The organism is Microbacterium sp. Yaish 1, assembly GCF_002245215.1.
In the GTDB taxonomy this organism is placed as follows: domain Bacteria; phylum Actinomycetota; class Actinomycetes; order Actinomycetales; family Microbacteriaceae; genus Microbacterium.
This window is the reverse complement of sequence record NZ_NPMR01000001.1, coordinates 977660-997371: the sequence shown is the minus strand read 5'-3', so window position 1 is coordinate 997371 and position 19712 is coordinate 977660. Positions and strand designations below refer to the sequence as shown.

The window sequence follows — 19712 nt, the reverse complement described above, 5'->3', positions numbered from 1 at the left end:
GGGTCACGGGCGCTCCTCGGTGGTCAGGCCGAAGGCGCGCGCGAGCAGCTCGGGGCGGAGCGCCTCGTCGACGGCGCCCTGGAAGACGACGCGGCGCAGCAGCAGCACCGCCTCGTCGGCGAGGGACGGGAGGGCGTGGAGGTCGTGGGTGGAGACGAGCACGGTCCGGCCGTCGGCGGCGAGCTCGCGCAGCAGTCGCACGATCGTCGCCTCGGACTTCTTGTCGACGCCCGCGAACGGCTCGTCGAGGAGCAGGATGCCGGCATCCTGGGCGATGCCGCGCGCCACGAACGCGCGCTTGCGCTGACCGCCCGACAACCGGCCGATCTGACGGTCGGCGAGCTCGCTCAGCTCGACGCGCTCGAGCGCGGCGTCGACGGCGCGATGGTCCTCGGGGCGCGGGCGCCGCGTGGGGCCGAGGTGCCCGTACCGACCCATCATCACGACGTCGCGCACCGACACCGGGAAGGTCCAGTCGACGTCCTCGCTCTGCGGCACGTACCCGATGAGGCCGCGGCGGCGGGCGGCGGCGGGTGTCTGCCCGGCGATGCTCACTCGTCCGCTGGCGGGACGCACGAGGCCCGTGATCGACTTGAACAGCGTCGACTTCCCCGAGCCGTTCATGCCGATCAGCGCGGTCACCCGCCCGGGCGCGACGGCGAGGTGGACGTCGTCGAGCGCCACGATGTCGCGGTAGCGCACCGAGACGCCCGAGACCTCGATTGCCGGGGACGCGCCGGTCGCGGCGCTCACGAGGCGCTCCGGGTCAGTGCCGCGGCGATGGTCTCGGCGTCATGGCGGAGCAGATCGAGGTAGGTCGGCACGGGGCCGCCGGCCTCGGAGAGCGAGTCGACGTAGAGCGTGCCGCCGAAGACGGCATCCGTCGCCTCGACCACCTGCTGCATCGGACGGTCCGAGACGGTCGACTCGCAGAACACGGCGGGCACGTCGTTGTCCTGGACGAACTCGATCGTCTGCCGGATCTGCTGGGGCGTCGCCTGCTGCTCGGCGTTGACGGGCCAGATGTAGGCCTCGGTGAGCCCGGCGTCGCGGGCGAGGTACGAAAATGCGCCCTCGCATGTGACGAGCGCCCGCTGCTCGACCGGCACCGTCGCGAGGTCGGCGACGAGATCGTCGTGGATCCGCTGCAGCTCGTCGTTGTATGCCGCACCGTTCGCGGCGTAGGCGTCGGCGCCCGCCGGATCGAGCTCGCTGAACGCCGCGACGATGTTGTCGACGTACAGCTGCACGTTCAGGGGGCTCATCCAGGCGTGGGGGTTGGGCTTGCCGGCGTAGGCGTCGCCGGTGATGTCGATCGTCTCGACGCCGTCGGAGACGACGGCGTGCGGTGCGTCGGCGGTCTCGACGAACCGCGCGAACCACGACTCGAGGCCCAGCCCGTTGTCGAGGATCAGATCCGCGTCGGATGCCGCCGCGATGTCGCGCGGGGTGGGCTCGTAGCCGTGGATCTCGGCTCCGGCCTTCGTGATCGAGCGCACGTCGAGCCGGTCGCCCGCGACGTTGCGCGCGATGTCGGCGAGCACCGTGAAGGTGGTCAGCACGACGGGCCGGTCGCCGGACGGCTCACCGGCGACGTCGGCGTTCGAGCCCGTCGCGCAGCCCGCGAGCAGAGCGGCCGTCGCGCCGAGGGCGACCAGGGCGGCGAGGCGACGATGTCGATTTTTCGGCATACCGAAAAATTACCCGCTGGCCTCCCGGGCATGCAATTCCGCGTCGACGACATCGGCCCAGGGTTGACGCGGCGAGCGCACGGTGTTACCGGTTTCGGCCGCCTGCTGCGAGAGCTGCGCCAGGTAGTGGTCCTGGCTGGCCTCGGCCAGCGAGTAGACCGGCGCGTGGCCGTCGATGGCGCGCGGCATGGCGTCGAGCATGCGCGCGATCGCGATCTCGTCGTCGTTGAGACGTGCCGGGAGGAACGGATTGCGGAAGACCCACTCGTCGCCGAGGAGGATGCCGCGCAGGAACATCCCCTCGAGGTTGCCGCCCTCGCCGGTCATGACACGGCGCAGCGAGTCGAAGGCGGGCTCGTCGAACCGGCGCAGGTGGCGCACCTCGCCGTTGTCGATCTCGCCGCGCTCGCCGCGGATGAGCAGGCGGTTGCCGCGGATCCACGAGAAGTACTGCTCGCTCGCGAAGTCGTACACGCCCAGGCGGTCGCCGAAGGCGAACCGTGCCGTGGTCTGCGTCGCCGTGACGACGCGCTCCGCGGTGGGGTCGCCGGCGCGGTCGGGGCCGGCCACGAGCGGGGAGCGGAAGACGGATGCCGAGATCTCGGCCTCGCCGGCGCCGATCCCGAGGGCCCGGCGCATGACGCTGACGCCGTGGTAGTCGTGGCACTGCGCGACGAGCGCGTACGACGGGGTGCCCAGCCGGCCGGAACGGGCGACCGCGAGCTGCGCCGACAGCAGCGGTGAGAGGTGGTACTGCTCGGCGACCTGGACGGTCGGCATCCCCGGGCGGGCGAGGTGCTCCCACAGGGCGACGAGGTCGTCGATCCCCGCTGCGGGCGGGGTCTCGGTCAGCACCGGGATGCCGCGGCCCGCGAGGTCGAGGATGATCCCGGGCGCCACGTCGCGGGGCACCGAGACGACGACGAAGTCGGGGGCGCCGTCGGAGAGGAGCGCGTCGAGGTCGCTGTAGCCGCGGACGCCCCAGCGCTCCTCGGTCTCGGCCGCCGTCGCCGCGCTGCGGGTGACGAGGCCGGAGACGCGGAACCGCTCGGGCAGAGCGGCGGCGACGCGCAGGAAGAAGTCGCTGCGCCAGCCGCTGCCGACGATGGCGAAGGTGAGGGTCATCGGCACAGTCTGCACGGGGCCGCGTGTGAGACGGTAGGGGCATGGTGGAGGGGCGCGCTCGCGGCGGTGAAGATGATATGGAGCCGGCCGACATCGATGTCGAGACGGTCGCGTTCGACGGGGTGCGCACGCGTGTCACGCGGGTGCAGACCGCGTCCTCGGCGGATGCGGAGCGGGCCTTCGTGCTGATCGCGGGGATCGGGGTGGCCGCGACGTACTTCGATCTGCTCGCGCCCTTGCTCGCCCAGAACGCCCGGGTCTTCGCGCTCGACCTCCCCGGCTTCGCGGGCCAGCGCGCGCCACGCGACGAGCCGTCGGTGTCGTTCTTCGCCGACCAGGTGGAGGCGGTGCTCGACCGGTTCGAGCTCGAGGACCCCGTGCTGCTCGGGCATTCCTTCGGCACGCAGATCGTGACCGAGGTGCTCGCGCGGCGCCCCGGCATCCGTCACGCCGTCCTCATCGGTCCGGTCGTGAACGACCGGGAGCGCTCGGTGGTGCTGCAGGGGATCCGGTTCGCGCAGTCGTCGCTGTTCGAGCCGTTCCGTCTCGTGCTGCTGGCGGTCAGCGCCTACCTGCTCTGCGGCTTCGCCTACTTCATGCGGGTGCTGCCGCACATGATGCGGTATCCGCTGCCACGCCGCCTGGCGGACGTCTCGGCGCAGGTGCTGCTCATTCGCGGCGCGCGGGACTTCTCGTCGCCGCGCTACTTCCACTCGGAGCTCGTCGCCGTCGCGCGCGATGCGTGGCGGTGGGAGATCCACGGCGCCGCGCACTCCGTCATCAACGGCAACGCGATCGGCGTGGCCAAGCTCATGGACGCCTTCGTCGCCGGCGATCTTCCCCGCCGCGGTCAGATGTCGCAGGAGGAGGCGCGCGTCCCGCGGCCGGCGTACGGCGGGATCGCCCTCATGTGGCGGGCGGCCCGCTATCGCGTGCAGGAATGGTTCAGCGCGCGGGAGGGCGATGAAGTCGGCGTCGAGCACGCGAAGGAGTCGCACGCCGCCGTCATGTGGCGCGCGTTCACCGGCGGGCGCCGCTGAGCCGTCACTCCCACACCGCGGTGTCGGGGTCGATGCCGTGCGCGCGGGCGCTCGCGTCGATGCTGCGGCGCAGCCACGAGGCGAGGCCGGGCCGGAGGCGATCGTAGTGCGCGGCGAAGGCGGCATCCGCCTCGTACATCCGGCCGAGGCAGACCTGCATCGACCGGGTCACCGGGAAGTACTCGCCGATCGCCGCACGGTGGCGTTCGACGAGGGCTTCGGCCTCCGGCGCGCCGGGCTCGATGCCCGCGTCGGTCGCCGCGGCGAGGTCGGCCTCGAGCGCGGTCATCGCCGCCGTGATCTCCCGCCATTGGTCGGGGGTGCGGGTGGCGGAACGCTCGGCGTACTGCTTCCACTGCGGGGAATCGCCGTAGCGGTGCCGGGCGAGGGCGGGCCAGTCGGGGTTCCAGTCGGGGCCGAAGATCGACAGCTGCTCCTCGGCCGTGAGCAGGACGCCGCGCTCGTGCGCCTCGATCATGCGATCGAGACCGGCCCGGAGAGCCTCGAGGCGGACGAGCGAGCGCGACACCTCGTCGCGTTGCTCCCGCAGAGCCGCGGTGGTGTCGCGATCGGGCTCGTCGAGGATCGAGCGGATCTGGTCGAGCCCCAGCCCGACCTCCCGGTACACGACGATGCGCTGCAGGCGCGCGATGTCGTCGGCGGTATACAGCCGGTAGCCCGCGTCGGTGCGCAGCGACGGCGAGGCGAGGCCGATCTCGTCCCAGTGATGCAGAGTGCGCACCGTGACGGCGAGGTCGGATGCCGCGCGCCCGACGGTCACCCCGTCCGTGCTGATGCCGCTCATGGCTGCTCCTTCTTCGCCGGGTTCTCGGTCGGGGTGATGCCGATGGCGGCGAGGGAGCGTGCTGCGGCACTGCCGGGGTCGTACGGCTTCGCCGCCGTGACGACGATACGCGCGTTCTCCGGGGTGCGGATCTCGACCTCGCGGCTGTTCCACGGGGTGTCGCGGGGCTCGCCGACCGCCCCCGGGGCGAGCCCGCGGCAGGCCGCGGCGATGCCGTCGAGCTCCGCGAGGATGCAGGCGTAGCTGTAGGTCAGCGCGGGCGGTTCGGACGTCGGCGCCGAGGCGGGATCGGCGGCGACGAGGAGCACGTCCTGGAAGGCCCAGCGGCGCAGGTGCACGAGGGTTCCGGGGATCGTGAAGAGCTCGAAGAACCCCAGGCCCGCGGTCCAGAATCGCGTCGAGGCCGGCAGGTCACGCGTGGGGATCGTGACGAACGCCGGCATCCCGTAGATGCCGCGATACGGCTCGGGGGCGACGGCATCCGGTCCGGGCGGGGGAACGGGGCTGATCTCGAAAGCGTCGTAATAGGGGGTGTGGTGGTCGGTCATGCGACCACTCTCGGCCCTCACGTCGCGTGAGGGTCAAGCGGGGGTGCCCCGGTCAGCGGTACATGCCGCGGGGAAGCAGCATGACGGCCGCGATCGCGAGGACGATCATCGCGACGCCCCCGACGATGACGCCGAGCATCGGGTTGAGGGTGAGCAGCCCCACGACGAATCCGAGGGCGATGCCGACGAGAGCGCCGGTGGCGGTGTGGGCGAGTGCTTCGACGTCCATGTCCTCGACGGTACGGATCTCAGCGCCGGCGCGCGTCCCCCGTACGGGTGATTTCGACTCGTCCTGCGGGACCATGCTCACGGCTGTCGCGCAGTTCCTGGGCGCCGAGGACACCGGGCAGGCCCCGGCCGGCGCGGGTCGTGAACGTGAGGATCGTCGCGGTCATGAGGAACGCGAAGGTGAGGAAGCCCCAGGGGCCCGGGAGCTGATCCAGCAGCGCGTATCCGCCGATGCCGCCGATGATCCGGGTCAGGCGCGTCACCACGGCCGGGGCCGGCCCTCCCGCGTAGCGCAGGCGCACGGTCAGGTCGCCGATCGTGCGCCCCGACACCAGGACGCATCCCACGACGATGACGAGGGCGGCGACGGAGCCGACCTGACCGGCGATGTCGGTCTCGACGGCGACGTCGCGGTTGCCCGTGAACACGAGCGCGGCCTGAATGCCGACGCTCACGAAGATGCCGACGAGCGAGTAGGCGAGCAGGTCGCACACCATCGCGAGGATACGCCGGCCCCGGGTCACGGGGCGCGGGGCGTCGGGCTCGTCGGAGACCGGCCGGCGCGGCACGAGGAGCGCGAGGATCGAGCCGATCACGGCGCCGACGGTGTTGGTGAACAGATCGTCGACGTCGAAGACCCGGTAGGCGCACGGGTAGACGCCCCAGACGCCGGTGAGCTGCGTGAACTCGACGATGAGCGAGATGCCGAGGCCGGCGGCGAAGGCGACGAGGATGCCGCGGCGGGCGAGCACCCGGACGAAGAAGCCGAGCGGCAGGAAGAGCAGGACGTTGAGCGCGAGCTGCAGGAACGCGAAGTCGGTGAGGAACGCCCGGGCGCTGCCGTCTGCGCGCTGCGCGGCGCCGCGGATGTCGTCGACCAGCTCGAAGAGGTTGAGGTTGACGCCCGCGCACCGCATGCCGGCGGGGTCGGGCAGCGGCAGGAGGGTGTACGTCCAGATGGCGAAGAAGTAGACGAGGGCCGCGCTCCAGAGCACGAGCTGCCCCGCAGTGAGGTGCCCCGCGCGCCGGTACTGGATGGCCACGAAGGGCACGAACAGCACGATCCCGACGATTGCGCCGATGCCGATCGCCACGGCGCCGAGGAAGACGTTGTCACCCATTCCGACAACTCTTCCAGATGAGCGGAGGGTTCCGCGTCTCGAGCAGTGTTACCGGTAACATGTCGACGGCCGGTCCCGCAGGCGGATCCGGCTCATTCCGAGAGACGGAGGAGTCCGATGGAACACGAAGCGGTGGCACGGGTTCGGGCCGAGGTGGCGTCGTTGCACGCGGAGCTGGTGCGTTACGGGCTGGTCGTGTGGACCGGCGGCAACGTGTCGGGCCGGGTGCGCCTGGGCGGAGACCCCGCCGACGACCTCATGGTCATCAAGCCGTCGGGGGTGTCGTATGACGAGTTGGCGCCGGAGAACATGATCGTGTGCGATCTGAACGGCGTTGTGGTGCCGGGGACGCCGGGCAGTGACCGGGCGCCGTCGAGTGATACGGCGGCTCATGCGTATGTGTATCGGAACATGCCCGAGGTGGGTGGTGTGGTGCACACGCATTCGACGTATGCGGTGGCGTGGGCGGCGCGGGGTGAGGAGATCCCGTGTGTGATCACGGCGATGGCCGATGAGTTCGGGGGTCCGATCCCGGTGGGGCCGTTCGCGATCATCGGTGATGACTCGATCGGCCGGGGGATCGTGGAGACCCTGCGGGGGCATCGTTCTCGGGCGGTGCTGATGCAGAATCACGGGCCGTTCACGATCGGGTCGAGTGCGAAGGATGCGGTCAAGGCCGCGGTGATGGTCGAGGACGTCGCCCGCACGGTGCACATCGCCCGGCAGGCGGGGGAGCTGCTCCCGATCCCGCAGGACGCGATCGATGCGCTGTACGACCGGTATCAGAACGTTTACGGACAGACCACCGACGACCGCCGGTAGCCCCGCACCGGGGCGGCTTCGCATTCCGGATATCGTCAGTGGTGACGACGTCGGATGGGAGACGCCATGACCGCAGTGGACATCGCGCTGTATGCGGTCGCCGCCATCCTGCTCGTCTGCATCGTCGCGGGACTCTGGCGCGCGGTGCGCGGGCCGAGCCCCGAGGACCGGCTGACGGCCTTCGTGCTTCTCGGCACGAGCGGCGCCGCGCTCTTCATCGTCCTCGCCTCGGCGCTGGGCGTCCCGGCTCTTCGTGATGTCGCCGTCACGGTCGTCGCCCTCGCGACGGTCGTCGTGGTCGTCTACACCCGGCGGGCAGAGCGGTGACCGGAGCGAACGTCGGCGTGCTTGACTCGCTCGTGATCGGCCTGCTGACGATCGGATGCCTGTTCGTCGTCGTCGGGACGCTGGGGCTGCTTCGTTTTCCGGATCTTCCGACCCGCCTCCACGCTGTCGCCAAGGCCGACAACCTCGGCCTCGGGTTCATCGTCGTCGCCCTCATCGTCGACGCGTTCGCCCGGGGCGGCGACGGGCTCGGCATCCTCGGGGTCGCGGCGAAGCTGCTGCTGATCTGGGTGCTCGCGCTCCTCGGCACCGCCGGCAACTCCCACCTGCTGGCCGGCAGTGAGCGCCGGAGGCGCCGGAGCGACGCGGACGGCGGCTCATGAACGTCGACCTGCTGGACGTGCTCGCGGTCGGCGCCGTCGTCGTCGCCGCTTCGGTGGCGGTGCTCGTGCGGGGCCGGGCCGCCGCGACGACCGCGTTCCTGGTGTTCGGCATCCTGCTGGCGGTCCTGTGGGGCCGCATCGATGCGCCCGATGTCGCGCTCGCGGAGGCGGCGCTGGGCGGCGGCATCGCCGGGGCGTTGCTGGTCGACGCGCTCGAACGCCGGACGCCGCCGCGACCGGGCGCCGATCCGCGGGGCCGGGCGATGGCGATCGGGGTCGCCGCCGTGGGAGGTGCGGCGGGTCTGGTCGGTCTGCTGCTGGTGGTGCGCAGCGTGAGCGCCGAACCCGCCGATCTGGGCCGGGAGGCGGTCGCGGCGACGGACGCGGCGGGCGTCTCGCACCCCGTGACAGCCGTGCTGCTGAACTACCGCAGCCTCGACACGCTCCTCGAGATCGCCGTCCTCGTCGTCGCCGCAGTGGCCGCGGGCGCGATCGGCCGCGAGCGGCTGCGGCCCGTGACTCCGGCTGATCCGGTGCGGCGGGCCCTCGCGGTCGTGCTCGTGCCGGTCGTCCTCGTGCTCGCGATCTGGGTGCTGGTGGCCGGCAGCGTTCAGCCCGGCGGGGCGTTCCAGTCGGGCGCGCTGATCGCCGCAGCTCTCGTGATCGCCCGGCTGTGCGGCATCCGAGTCGCCGCCGTCTCGCGCCCCGTCGCGACGGCGATCGTGGGCGCGAGTCTGCTTGCGTTCGTCGCCCTCGCCGTCATCGGCCTCGGCGCGACGGGGGCGTGGCTCGGGCTCGACACCGCCTGGGCGGGTGGGGCGATCCTCACGATCGAAGCTGTGCTCGCCGTCGGGATCGGCGTCGCGCTCAGCGAGATCTTCTTCGCCGCCGGCGCGGTCGACGACAGCGCGGGTCCCGCCGGCGCGGTGGACGAGGTGCGCGCATGAACGCGACGCTGCTCTTCCTCGGCGCGGGCGTCGTGGTGTTCGTCATCGGCACCGTGGCGCACCTCGTCGTGCGCGACCTCATCCGCCGCATCGTCGCACTGAACGTCGCCTCCGGCGGGGTGATGCTCGTGCTGCTGGCTCTCGCCGACCGCGGCGCGGACGGCGCTGACGGCGGCGCGCCCGATCCTGTGCCGCAGGCCCTCGTCCTGACGGGGATCGTCGTCATGGCCGCGATCACGGGCCTCGCCCTCGCACTCGCTCGCCGGGTCGAGGACACCACCGACGAGAACGAGCAGGTGGACGGATGATCCCGCTGCTGGTCTTCGTGCCGGTGGCCGCCGCTGTGGTCGCCGCGCTCGTTCCCGCCCGGTTCCGCGCTGCCGTGGGAGTCGTCGCCGTCGTCGCGAGCGGCTCCGTCGTGGTCGCGCTGTGGCCGGCTGTCGCGGGCGCCGGCCTCGTGCGCGTCGAGCTCGCGGGATGGGTTCCCCCGCTCGGCATCGCGTTGCAGGCGGATGGGGCGTCGGTCGCGATGCTCGCCCTCGCGCATGTCGTGTTCCTCGCCGCCTTCGTCATGGGCGCGGCGGAGCCACGTCTCATCGGCGCCGAGAGCTTCTGGCCGCTCGCGCTCTTTGCGATGGCCGCCATCTCGGGCGTCTTCGTCGCCGCGGACCTGTTCACCATCTACGTCCTGCTCGAGCTGCTGACCCTGGCCGCGGTCGCGCTCGTCGCTCTGGGAGGTGCGCGGGCGCGTGCGGCGGCTCTGCGATACCTGTTCGTGGCGGTGACCGGTTCGCTGTTCTACCTCCTGGCGGTCGCGCTCGTGTACGGGCAGGCCGGGACGCTCGACCTCGCTCTGGCGGCGGGTCGCCTCGACGACGGCCCCGTCACGGCGGCCGTGCTCGCCCTGACGCTGGTCGGCATGGGGGCGAAGATGGCGCTGTTCCCGCTGCATTCGTGGCTTCCGGTCGCGCATCCGGCTGCGCCCGCCGCCGTGAGCGCGCTGCTGTCGGCGCTCGTGATCAAGGCGTCGCTGTTCGTGCTGTGGCGCGTGTTCGCCGCGATCGGTCCCGAGACCGCCCTCGGACCCGTGCTCGCGAACGCCGCGGCCGCGGCCGGAGCCGCCGGCATCCTGTGGGGCGGGTTCATGGCGCTGCGTCGCGATCGGCTGAAGACCGTCATCGCCTATTCGACGGTCGCGCAGGTCGGGTACCTCGTGCTGATGCTGCCGCTGATGCTCGACGGCGGCGCACACGGGAGCGACGCGGCCGTGGCCGGGTGGAGCGGCGGAGTCGTGCTCGCCGTCGCGCACGGGCTCGCGAAGGCGGCGATGTTCCTCGCGGCCGGCACTCTCATGGTCGCTTACGGCAGCGACCGTCTCGGCGGGCTGCGGGGCGCGCTCGCCCGGATGCCGCTCACGGCAGCCACGATCGGGATCGCCGGAGTCGGCCTGGCGGGGCTGCCGCCGACCCTCGGGTTCGTGGGCAAGTGGCAGCTGCTCGAGTCCTCGCTCGCGGTCGGCGCCTGGTGGTGGGTCGTGGTGCTGCTCGCCGGCGGACTGCTGACCTTCGCGTACGTCGCGAAGATGCTCCGGGCGATGTTCGCGCCGCCGGGCGATGACCCGCCGCCCCCGAACGGCCTGCCGAGCCGCACGCTGTCGATCGTGCCGTTCGTCCTGGCCGCGGCATCCGTCGTCATGGGCGTCTTCCCGGGGCCGCTCGTCGCGATCATCGAGGGAGCGGCGCCATGATCCCGGGTTCCGTCGTCTCGCCCAGCCTCATCCCGGTCGTGCTGCTGCTGACCTCGCTGGTGCCGGCGCTCGTCATCTTCGCCCTGAAGGAGGAGCAGCGGCGGCTGCGCACGGCGCTCAACCTCGCCGGCGCGATCGCGAAGGTGGCGATCGTGGTCGTGCTCATCCCCATCGTCGTGTCGGGCGAGAAGCTCCGTTCGTCATTCGAGTGGATCCCCGGGCTCGAGATCGTCTTCGTCACCGACACGTTCTCGCTGTTCTTCGTCGCGCTCTCGTCGGGACTCTGGCTCGTCACGACCGTCTACGCGATCGGCTATCTCGAAGGCGCCCCGAACCGCAGCCGGTTCTTCGGGTTCTTCAGCCTGTGCGTGACGGCGACGACGGGTATCGCGCTCGCGCAGAACCTCTTCACCTTCTTGATCTTCTTCGAGCTGCTGACGCTCGTGACGTATCCGCTCGTCGCCCACCGCGGCACGCCCGAGGCGATGCGCGGAGCGCGCACCTATCTCGGCTACACGCTCGTGGGCGGGGTCGTGCTGCTGCTCGGCGTCGCGTGGCTGACCCTCGAGGTGGGACCGGTCGAGTTCGTCTCCGGGGGCATCCCCGAGGTCGCCGCACTCGCCGCGCGTGACCCCGCGACGGCGACCGCGATCGGTGCCCTGCTGCTCACGGGCGTCGGGGTGAAAGCAGCGCTGTTCCCCCTGCACGGCTGGCTGCCGGTCGCGATGGTCGCCCCGGCGCCCGTCAGCGCGCTCCTGCACGCGGTGGCGGTGGTCAAGGCCGGCGCCTTCGGCATCATCCGGGTCGTCGAGGACACGTTCGGCTTCGAGCTGTTCGCCGACCTCGGCCTGCTCGCGGTGCTCGCCGTCGTCGCCGCGATCACGATCGTCTACGGCTCGCTCCGTGCGCTCACCCAGGACGATCTGAAGAAGCGCCTCGCGTACTCGACGGTGTCGCAGGTGGCCTACATCGCGCTCGGCGCGGCGCTGCTGGCCCCGATGGCCACCGCCGGCGCGATCGTGCACATGGTCAATCAGGGGTTCATGAAGATCACCCTCTTCTTCTGCGCCGGGCTGTTCGCGGAGGAGCTGAAGATCCACAGGATCAGCGAACTCGGCGGAGTCGGACGGCGGATGCCGCTGACGGCGACGGCCTTCACGATCGCGGCGCTCGGGATGATCGGGCTGCCGCCCTTCGCCGGATTCATCTCGAAGTGGGCGCTGGGCGTGGGGGCCCTGGACGCCGGCGAGCCGTGGGTCATCGCGGTGCTGCTGACGAGCACGATCCTCAACGCCGGGTACTTCCTGCCGGTGATCATCGCGATGTGGACGGAGCCGGCGGCCACCGCCGCGTCGGCGGAGCGGGCGCCCCGGCTGACCGAGCCGGGCGACCGCGCGCGGCGCCTCGAGGCGCCCGCCGCGCTGCTCGTTCCCACCCTCATCACGGCCGCGGCCGTCGTCGGACTCGGCGTCGCCGCGGGCTGGGAGTTCTCGCCGTGGTCGCTCGCCCGGTTCATCGCGGACGGAGCGTGGCTGTGATCTTCCTCCCCGCGCTGTCGTTGCCGCTGCTCGTCGCGGCGCTCATCGCCGTGTTGAGCGGTATCGGGGGCGCGGGGGCGCGCCGGGCGCGGGAGGCGATCACCCGCTTCTCCTGGCTCGTCGTGCTGCCCGCCGGTGTGGCCGCGGTCGTCGACGCCGGCACCCGCCATGAGATCGCGTGGATGCTGCTCGGCACCTCCATCCGGCTCGACGCCGTCGCACGGCCCCTGGTGCTGATGGCGGTCGTCCTGTACGGCGTGGCCCTGTCGTTCGTGGCCCGGTCGAAAGCCGAGCGTCCGCACGTGCTGACGGCCTTCCTGCTGCTGTGCTTCACCGGCAACATCGCGGTGTTCCTCGCCGACGATCTCGTGACGTTCTACCTGGCCTTCGCCGCGATGAGCTTCCTCGGGTACGCGATCGTCGTGCACGACCGGACGGCGAGTGCGCGGCGTGCCGGCGCCATCTATCTGGTGCTGACGGTGTTCGGGGAGTGCGCCGTGCTCGCGGCGCTCCTGCTGCTGGCCGCGGACGGCGTCACCACGGTCGGGGACGCTCCGGCGGCCGTCGCCGCCTCGCCCGCTCAGGGGACGATCATCCTGCTGCTGCTGATCGGCTTCGGAGTGAAGGCGGGCACCGTCCCGCTGCACGTCTGGCTGCCGCTCGCGCATCCGGCAGCGCCGAGTCCCGCGAGCGCGGTGCTGTCGGGAGCGATGCTGAAGGCGGGGATCGTCGGGTGGCTGCGCTTCCTGCCGCTCGGCGAGGGAGCCGGCGAACCGACGTGGGGAGCGGTGTTCCTCGTGCTCGGCCTCGTCGGCGGGCTGCTGGCGGTGCCCGCGGGCGTGCTGCAGCGCAACCCCAAGGTCATCCTCGCCTACAGCAGCATCAGCCAGATGGGCTTCCTGACGGCCGTCATCGGCGCGGCCCTCGTCGCGCCGCCGCTCGCGCCCGCCTGCATCGCCGCCGTCGTGGTCTACAGCGTCTCGCACGGGCTCGTGAAGGGGGCGCTGTTCCTGGGGGTGCAGGCGTGGGACAGCGAACGGCTGCCGCGATGGATCGTCACGGCGGCGCTCGCCGTCGCGTCTCTCGCGCTCGTCGGTGCGCCGTTCACGAGCGGGTTCATCGCGAAGTACGTCGCGAAGGAGGCCGTCGGCGAGGTGGCGGTGCCGCTGCTGCCGGCCCTCGGCGTCGCCGATGTGCTGCCGTGGTTCGGTGTGGGGTCGACGCTGCTGCTGGCCCGGTTCGCCGTCGCGCTGTCGCGGCGCGAGCGCGCGCCGAAGCACACGGCGCGTACGCGAGGCATCGCGTGGGTCGCCCTGTCGGTGCTCGCGGCGGTGCCGGTCGCGGCGCTCGCGTCGGCATGGGCACCGCCGCTGAGCGTGCCGGGCTGGCTCGATCCGTCGGCCGTCTGGGCGCAGACCTGGCCGCTGCTGCTCGGGCTCGCCGGCGCCGCGGTCGCCCTTGCGGTCACGCGGCGCTCGCCGGAGCGCTCACCCACCGTGCCGCCGGGCGACATCGTCGTGGTCGAGGAGCGCGCGGCGCGGATCGTCCTGCGGGGTCTCACCGTCGCGTCGAACGGCCTGGGACAGGTCCGGGGTGCCGTCGTCGCCCGGATCGCCGCGGGCCCGAGCGCGGGGCCGGGGCTCGACCGCGCGCAGCGCGCGATCGGCACGTGGTCCGGCTCGGGCTCGGTGATCGTGCTCGCCCTGGGCGGTGCTGTGCTCGTCGCGGTTGTGGCGGCGGTGATGGTGTCGTGAGGGCTGGACGGGTGGGAACGGTGATCGTCTCGGTGCTGTGCCGGCTCGTCGTGATCGGCATCGTCTGGATCGCGGCGACCGAGGCGTCGGTGGCGGCGTTCGGCTACGGCATGGTCGCCGTCCCGGTGGTCGTGGCGACCACGTATGCCCTGACGGGAATACCGAGGCGCCGGGTCGGGCTGATCCGCTCGGTGCGAGGAGCGCTCGGGGCTCTCGAGCTGGCATCGTGGGTGATCGGTCGCTCGATCGTCGGCGGGATCGATGTCGCACGCCGGGCGATCTGGTTGCCGCGGGCCGACATCGATCCCGAGTGGGTGACGCATACGACGGTGCTCGAGACATCGACGGGCCGCGCCGCGCTGGCGCTCGTGGCGAACCTGATGCCGGGCAGTCTCACCGCCAGCATCGACGGGCGGCTGATCGCGGTGCACACGATCAGCCCCTCGGTGGACGTCGCCGGGGCGCTCGCTTCCCTGGAGCGGCGCATCGCCCGCATCGAGGAGGCCTGGTCAGTCGGAGGCGGCGCCTGAGGACTCGTCGGCGATGTCGGCGAGGCGCTCGCGGGTCTCGCGCTCGGCGATGATGCCGATGAAGTCGGTCACCCGCGCGTCGGCGTGGCTGTCGACCGATGCCGCCGCCTCGCGGCGGATGAGATCGTCGTCGACATCCGGCATCCGCTTCTTCACGCGTTCGGCGACCTCCTCCGCCACCTCGTGAGCGTCGAAGTCTTTCGCAGGCTTGTCCATGCGCACATCATCCGCCGCCCGCCGTGCGCGCGGAACCGGTCGACGCGACGCCCGGACCGTGCGATCATGGCGAGCTAGGCTGGATGAACGTGAGCGATCAGACGAGTTCCGAATGGCCCTGGTCAGAGGGCGGCATCAACTTCCACACGCGCAAGTGGGTGCGACCGGAGGACCTCAACGCCAACGGCACGCTCTTCGGCGGCAGCCTTCTTCGCTGGATCGACGAAGAGGCCGCGATCTACGCGATCATCCAGCTCGGCAACTACCGGGTGGTGACCAAGCTGATCTCCGAGATCAACTTCGAGTCGTCGGCCCTGCAGGGCGACCTCATCGAGATGGGGCTGACGGCGACGCACTTCGGCCGCACGTCGCTGACGATGCGCGCCGTGGTGCGCAACATGATCACGCGCAAGCGCATCCTCTCGATCGAGCGGCTCGTGTTCGTGAGCGTCGACGAGCAGGGGCAGCCGATCCCGCACGGCTACTCCGCCATCACGTACGACCGTGACCGGATGCCGCGCGAGCACCCGAAGACCGACTCGGTGCGCCTGCCCTGATCAGGGGCGGCCCATGCCGCGGTAGTCCCACCCGGCCGCGCGCCAGGCGTCGGCGTCGAGGCAGTTGCGGCCGTCGATGACGAGCCGGCCCGCGGTGAGCGTCGCGGCGTGAGCGGGGTCGAGCTGGCGGCGGTACTCGTCCCACTCGGTGACGACGATGACGGCGTCGGCGGCGCGGAGGGCCTCGTCGCGGTCGTCGACGTAGTTGAGCTGCGGGTGGACGCGGCGGGCGTTCTCGATCGCCTCGGGGTCGGTCACGGTGACCCAGGCGCCGAGGCCGTGCAGGCGCACGGCGACGTCGAGGGCAGGGGAGTCTCGGATGTCGTCGCTGTGCGGCTTGAACGCGGCACCGAGCACCGTGACGTTCTTCTTGTACACCGAGCCGCCGAGCGCGTCGACGACGAGGTCGACGGCGCGGTCGCGTCGGCGCATGTTGATGGCGTCGACCTCGCGGAGGAACGCGACGGACTCGCCGCGGCCGAGCTCTTCGGCGCGGGCGGAGAACGCGCGGATGTCCTTCGGCAGGCAGCCGCCGCCGAAGCCGATGCCCGCTCCGAGGAAGCGGCGGCCGATGCGCGCGTCGTGGCCGATCGCGTCGGCGAGGGTCGTGACGTCGGCGCCGGTGACCTCGGCGATCTCGGCCATCGCGTTGATGAAGCTGATCTTGGTCGCGAGGAAGGCGTTGGCGGCGACCTTGACGAGCTCGGCGGTGGCGAGGTCGGTGACGATGAACGGCGTGTTCTTGGCGACCGAGGGGTGATACACCTCGCGCAGGATGTCGGCGGCGCGCTCGCCCTCGGCGCCGGCGGGGACGCCCGCGACGAGGCGGTCGGGGTCGACGGTGTCCTGCACCGCCCAGCCCTCGCGCAGGAACTCGGGGTTCCAGACGAGAGTCGCGCCGGTGGGGGTCACGCGCTCGGCGAGCGTGGCGGCGGTGCCGACGGGGACCGTCGACTTGCCGGCGACGATGTCGCCCTCGGCGAGGTGCGGGATGAGCGCGTCGACGGCGGCGTTGACGTAGGTCAGGTCGGCGGCGTAGCCGTCCTTCTGCTGCGGGGTGCCGACGCCGATGAAGTGGACGGCGGCGCCGGCGGCATCCGCCATGTCGGTCGAGAAGCGCAGCCGGCCCGACGCGAGACCCTCGCTCAGGATCTCCTGCAGCCCCGGCTCGAAGAACGGCGCCTCGCCGTTCGAGAGCGACGTGATCTTGCGCTCGTCGACGTCGATCCCGACGACCTCGTGACCGATCGACGCCATCGCGGCGGCGTGCACCGCGCCGAGGTAACCGCAACCGATGACTGACAGACGCATGGCGCTCGCTCTCCGCGGACCCGGGCGGACCGCCCACCTTTCATATCAAGAACCTGTGTCAGACGCGTAAACGGGTCCGGCCCCGGTGCGGCGCAGCGCGCGTAGCCTCGGAGCATGTCTTCGGTTCCGTCGCAGTCGCAGTCGCAGTCGCAGTCGCTCACGCTGTCGCACGACTTCGCCGACGCGTTGCCCGCGCTCGCGCGACCGTGGTCGGCGGATCCCGCGCCCGAGCCGCGCCTGCTCGTGCTCAATGAGCAGCTCGCCGGTGAGCTCGGGCTGGATGCCGGGTTCCTGCGCAGCCCCGCCGGGGTCGACCTTCTCGTGGGAGCCGCGTTGCCCGATGGTGCGCAGCCGGTCGCGCAGGCGTACGCCGGCCACCAGTTCGGCGGGTTCTCGCCCCGCCTGGGCGACGGCCGGGCGTTGCTGCTCGGCGAGCTGACCGCGCCCGACGGCTCGCTCCGTGACCTGCACCTGAAGGGATCGGGGCCGACGCCGTTCGCGCGCGGGGGCGACGGGCTCGCGGCTGTCGGACCGATGCTGCGCGAGTACGTCATGAGCGAGGCGATGCACGCCCTCGGCATCCCGACGACGCGTTCGCTCGCCGTCGTCGCGACCGGGCGCGAGGTGCTGCGCGAGACGGCGCTTCCGGGTGCCGTGCTGGTGCGGACCGCGTCGAGCCACCTGCGGGTGGGCAGCGTCGAGTTCGCGCGGGGGACGGGCGACATCGCCGTGCTGCGTTCCGTCGTCGAGTATGCGATCGCCCGGCACCATCCCGAGGCGGCGGCCGAGGAGGTTCCCGCGCCGGGGCTGTTCCGTGGGGTCGTTCGCGCGCAGGCCGACCTCGTGGCGCGGTGGATGCTGGTCGGCTTCATCCACGGCGTGATGAACACCGACAACATGACGCTGTCGGGCGAGACGATCGACTACGGTCCGTGCGCGTTCCTCGACGCGTACGACCCGGCCACCGTCTACAGCTCGATCGACACCGGCGGACGCTACGCCTACGGCAACCAGCCCTACATCGCGGAGTGGAACCTCGCCCGGCTCGCCGAGGCGATGCTGCCGCTGTTCGACGACGAGCTCGAGCGGGCCGTCGAGCTGGCTCAAGGCGCGCTGGCGGAGTTCCGACCCCGGTTCGCCCAGGCGCGCGCGGCGGGCATGCGGCGCAAGCTCGGGCTGGTGGCCGGTGCGGGTGACGCCGTGTCGGATGACGAGGTCGAGGCGCTCGCCGGTGAGTTGCACGAGATGCTCGAGCGGAAGCGCGCGGACTACACCTCGACGTTCCGGTCGCTGTCGGATGCCGCGCGGGGCGACGCCGCCGGTCTCGAGGCGGCCCTCGGCGGGGATCCGGCGCTGACCGGCTGGCTGGGCCGGTGGCGCGCCCACGATCCCGACCCCGAGGTGATGGATGCCGCGAACCCGGTCTACGTGCCGCGCAACCACCTCGTCGAGGAGGCGCTCGCCGCGGCGACCGAGGGCAACCTCGAGCCGCTCGGCTGGCTCACCACCGTCCTGTCGACGCCGTTCACGGCGCGCTCGGGCGCGGAGCGGTATGCCGAGCCGGCTGGTCCGGACTTCGCGGCCGGCTACCAGACGTTCTGCGGCACCTGACCGGAGCGGAACGCGATACCGCCGGTCCGCATTGCGACGCCCGGCCGCGCGGGGGCGCGGCGATGGCGCCGGAGCCCAGTCCGAGGTGGAATCGCTGAGGGGTCAGGCTGTCGAGAACGACACCGCGCTGACCGACGCCCGCGCGGATCTCGACGAGGCGCTCGACGATCTCGCAACGGCGACCGCGGCGCTCGAGACCGCCACGGCCCAGGTGACCGAGATGCAGACCGCGGCGACGGCGTCGCAGACCGAGCTCGACGCCCGCGCTGCGCGGATCTCCGACCTCGAGGGTCAGCTGTCCGCCCGGACGGTGCAGGCGCCCGCTGCTCAGGCACCCGGAACGCCGGCGCCGCTCCGGTCCGGGCGGGTGACCCCGGTTACGGGCGGCACCTCGACCGGGACGGCGACGGCATCGGCTGCGAGTGAGCCTTCCGGGCTCAGGGCACCTTGTGCCCGGCGGCCTGGATGAGCCCGTACCAGTCGCCCCGGGTGAGGGGGATGTCGCTGCCTTCGGCGGCATCCGCGACGCGCTGCGGGTTCGTGGTGCCGAGGACGACCTGCATCCCGGCGGGGTGGCGGGTGATCCACGCGGTCGCGATGGCGGTCGGGGTGACGCCGTACTTCGCGGCGAGCTCATCGAGCTTCGCGTTGAGCTCGGGGTACTCCTCGGCGCCGAAGATGACGCCGTCGAAGAAGCCCTTCTGGAACGGTGACCACGCCTGCAGGGTGATCCCGTTTATGCGCGAGTAGTCGACGAGCCCGCCGCCGTCGCGGGTGATCGAGTCGTCTTCGCCGGCCATGTTCGACGCGAGCCCCTGCGCGATGATCGTCGAGTGCGTGATCGACAGCTGCACCTGGTTCGCGACGAGCGGCTGAGTCACCGCCGTCTTCAGCAGGTCGATCTGGCGGGGCGTGTGGTTCGAGACGCCGAAGGCGCGGACCTTGCCCGATGACTCGAGGTGGTCGAAGGCGCGGGCGACCTCCTCGGGTTCGACGAGCGCGTCGGGGCGGTGAAGCAGCAGCACGTCGATGCGGTCGGTGCCGAGCGCTGCGAGCGACTCTTCGGCCGAGGTCACGATGTGCTCGTACGAGTGGTCGAAGTGCCAGTCGTCGGCGACGATGCCGGTCTTGGTCTGCAGCGTGATCTCGTCACGCTCAGATGCCGTGAGCTTGAGCGCTTCGGTGAAGCGCCGCTCGCACGCGTGACGCGACGAGCCGTAGAGGTCGGCGTGGTCGAAGAAGTCGACGCCCACCTCGCGGCAGCGGTCGTAGAGGGCGCGGATGTCGTCGTCGGACAGCTCCTCGATCCGCATCATGCCCGCGACGACGTTGGGGACCTGGATGTTGCTCCGACCGAGGGGGACGCTGCGCATGACTCTCCGTTGATTCAGGGGCGGGACGGACACGGTGGTTGCCGCCGTCCTCTCAGTATCGGCTGTCGGAGCGAGGGGAG

Annotated in this window: 23 protein-coding genes; 13 read left to right on the top strand and 10 right to left on the bottom strand. The window is 71.8% G+C overall.

From position 1 onward, the window contains the following. Positions 1-3: 3 nt before the first annotated feature. From CI089_RS04645 to CI089_RS04635, 3 genes are read right to left on the bottom strand one after another with little or no spacing between them, the layout of a single operon-like run. Complete coding sequence (locus CI089_RS04645) at positions 4-753, bottom strand: metal ABC transporter ATP-binding protein (RefSeq protein ID WP_094260478.1); 750 nt, start codon at positions 751-753, stop codon at positions 4-6. Then, complete coding sequence (locus CI089_RS04640) at positions 750-1691, bottom strand: metal ABC transporter substrate-binding protein (protein WP_094260477.1); 942 nt, start codon at positions 1689-1691, stop codon at positions 750-752. The genes CI089_RS04645 and CI089_RS04640 overlap by 4 nt, the downstream gene beginning before the upstream one ends. A gap of 9 nt (positions 1692-1700) precedes the next feature. Further along, entirely contained in the window at positions 1701-2816 is a 1116-nt protein-coding gene (locus CI089_RS04635; protein WP_094260476.1) for a Gfo/Idh/MocA family protein, read from the bottom strand. Between the two features lie 77 nt (positions 2817-2893). Between CI089_RS04635 and CI089_RS04630 the strand changes: the two genes are divergently transcribed. Continuing rightward, positions 2894-3856: an alpha/beta fold hydrolase gene (locus tag CI089_RS04630; RefSeq protein WP_094260475.1), complete on the top strand. Its 963-nt coding sequence runs from the start codon at positions 2894-2896 to the stop codon at positions 3854-3856. Between the two features lie 4 nt (positions 3857-3860). Here CI089_RS04630 and CI089_RS04625 read toward each other — a convergent pair whose 3' ends face one another. The 4 genes from CI089_RS04625 to CI089_RS04615 are packed head-to-tail and all read right to left on the bottom strand — an operon-like array spanning position 3861 to position 6558. Beyond that, positions 3861-4661, bottom strand: coding sequence for a MerR family transcriptional regulator (locus CI089_RS04625; protein WP_094260474.1), 801 nt, complete (start codon positions 4659-4661; stop codon positions 3861-3863). Beyond that, positions 4658-5209, bottom strand: coding sequence for a VOC family protein (locus tag CI089_RS04620; protein WP_094260473.1), 552 nt, complete (start codon positions 5207-5209; stop codon positions 4658-4660). Before CI089_RS04620 ends, CI089_RS04625 begins: the two co-directional genes overlap by 4 nt. Positions 5210-5261: 52 nt before the next feature. Beyond that, the gene (locus tag CI089_RS16375) at positions 5262-5438 is read right to left on the bottom strand and encodes a hypothetical protein (RefSeq protein ID WP_157096452.1); all 177 of its coding nucleotides are present in this window, start codon (positions 5436-5438) and stop codon (positions 5262-5264) included. Between the two features lie 19 nt (positions 5439-5457). Continuing rightward, a complete protein-coding gene (locus CI089_RS04615) occupies positions 5458-6558 on the bottom strand; it encodes a VanZ family protein (protein WP_094260472.1) in 1101 nt (366 codons plus the stop codon). 117 nt (positions 6559-6675) lie between these two features. Here CI089_RS04615 and CI089_RS04610 point away from each other — a divergent pair, with 117 nt between their 5' ends. From CI089_RS04610 to CI089_RS16370, 9 genes are all read left to right on the top strand, one after another. Next, positions 6676-7380: an L-ribulose-5-phosphate 4-epimerase gene (locus tag CI089_RS04610; RefSeq protein WP_094260471.1), complete on the top strand. Its 705-nt coding sequence runs from the start codon at positions 6676-6678 to the stop codon at positions 7378-7380. A gap of 66 nt (positions 7381-7446) precedes the next feature. Continuing rightward, on the top strand, positions 7447-7707 hold the full coding sequence (locus CI089_RS04605; protein WP_094261236.1) for a hypothetical protein: 261 nt from the start codon (positions 7447-7449) through the stop codon (positions 7705-7707). Between the two features lie 17 nt (positions 7708-7724). Further along, positions 7725-8048, top strand: a complete 324-nt coding sequence (locus tag CI089_RS04600; protein WP_094261235.1) for a cation:proton antiporter — start codon at positions 7725-7727, stop codon at positions 8046-8048. Further along, entirely contained in the window at positions 8045-8995 is a 951-nt protein-coding gene (locus tag CI089_RS04595) for a hydrogenase subunit MbhD domain-containing protein (RefSeq protein ID WP_094260470.1), read from the top strand. Before CI089_RS04600 ends, CI089_RS04595 begins: the two co-directional genes overlap by 4 nt. Continuing rightward, positions 8992-9303, top strand: a complete 312-nt coding sequence (locus tag CI089_RS04590; protein ID WP_094260469.1) for an NADH-quinone oxidoreductase subunit K — start codon at positions 8992-8994, stop codon at positions 9301-9303. Before CI089_RS04595 ends, CI089_RS04590 begins: the two co-directional genes overlap by 4 nt. After that, on the top strand, positions 9300-10742 hold the full coding sequence (locus CI089_RS04585; protein WP_094260468.1) for a complex I subunit 5 family protein: 1443 nt from the start codon (positions 9300-9302) through the stop codon (positions 10740-10742). Before CI089_RS04590 ends, CI089_RS04585 begins: the two co-directional genes overlap by 4 nt. Then, the gene (locus CI089_RS04580) at positions 10739-12280 is read left to right on the top strand and encodes a complex I subunit 5 family protein (RefSeq protein ID WP_094260467.1); all 1542 of its coding nucleotides are present in this window, start codon (positions 10739-10741) and stop codon (positions 12278-12280) included. Before CI089_RS04585 ends, CI089_RS04580 begins: the two co-directional genes overlap by 4 nt. Then, entirely contained in the window at positions 12271-14034 is a 1764-nt protein-coding gene (locus CI089_RS04575; protein ID WP_143738896.1) for a complex I subunit 5 family protein, read from the top strand. Before CI089_RS04580 ends, CI089_RS04575 begins: the two co-directional genes overlap by 10 nt. A gap of 11 nt (positions 14035-14045) precedes the next feature. Beyond that, the gene (locus CI089_RS16370; RefSeq protein WP_179223225.1) at positions 14046-14564 is read left to right on the top strand and encodes a Na+/H+ antiporter subunit E; all 519 of its coding nucleotides are present in this window, start codon (positions 14046-14048) and stop codon (positions 14562-14564) included. Here CI089_RS16370 and CI089_RS04565 read toward each other — a convergent pair. Continuing rightward, positions 14544-14780, bottom strand: a complete 237-nt coding sequence (locus CI089_RS04565; RefSeq protein WP_094260464.1) for a three-helix bundle dimerization domain-containing protein — start codon at positions 14778-14780, stop codon at positions 14544-14546. The genes CI089_RS16370 and CI089_RS04565 overlap by 21 nt on opposite strands. An 83-nt stretch (positions 14781-14863) precedes the next feature. Between CI089_RS04565 and CI089_RS04560 the strand changes: the two genes are divergently transcribed. Next, positions 14864-15337 (top strand): acyl-CoA thioesterase, encoded by a 474-nt coding sequence (locus CI089_RS04560; protein WP_094260463.1) that lies wholly within the window; start codon positions 14864-14866, stop codon positions 15335-15337. Here CI089_RS04560 and CI089_RS04555 read toward each other — a convergent pair whose 3' ends face one another. Then, entirely contained in the window at positions 15338-16648 is a 1311-nt protein-coding gene (locus tag CI089_RS04555) for a UDP-glucose dehydrogenase family protein (protein ID WP_094260462.1), read from the bottom strand. Between the two features lie 114 nt (positions 16649-16762). Here CI089_RS04555 and CI089_RS04550 point away from each other — a divergent pair, with 114 nt between their 5' ends. Together CI089_RS04550 and CI089_RS16700 are read left to right on the top strand one after the other, a co-directional pair. After that, positions 16763-18259 (top strand): protein adenylyltransferase SelO, encoded by a 1497-nt coding sequence (locus CI089_RS04550; RefSeq protein WP_094260461.1) that lies wholly within the window; start codon positions 16763-16765, stop codon positions 18257-18259. 15 nt (positions 18260-18274) lie between these two features. Next, positions 18275-18685: an excalibur calcium-binding domain-containing protein gene (locus tag CI089_RS16700; protein ID WP_306426966.1), complete on the top strand. Its 411-nt coding sequence runs from the start codon at positions 18275-18277 to the stop codon at positions 18683-18685. An 11-nt stretch (positions 18686-18696) separates the two neighbouring features. On the opposite strand, the gene CI089_RS04540 is transcribed toward CI089_RS16700, so the two are convergent. Then, positions 18697-19632: an aldo/keto reductase gene (locus CI089_RS04540; protein WP_094260460.1), complete on the bottom strand. Its 936-nt coding sequence runs from the start codon at positions 19630-19632 to the stop codon at positions 18697-18699. Positions 19633-19712: the final 80 nt, after the last annotated feature.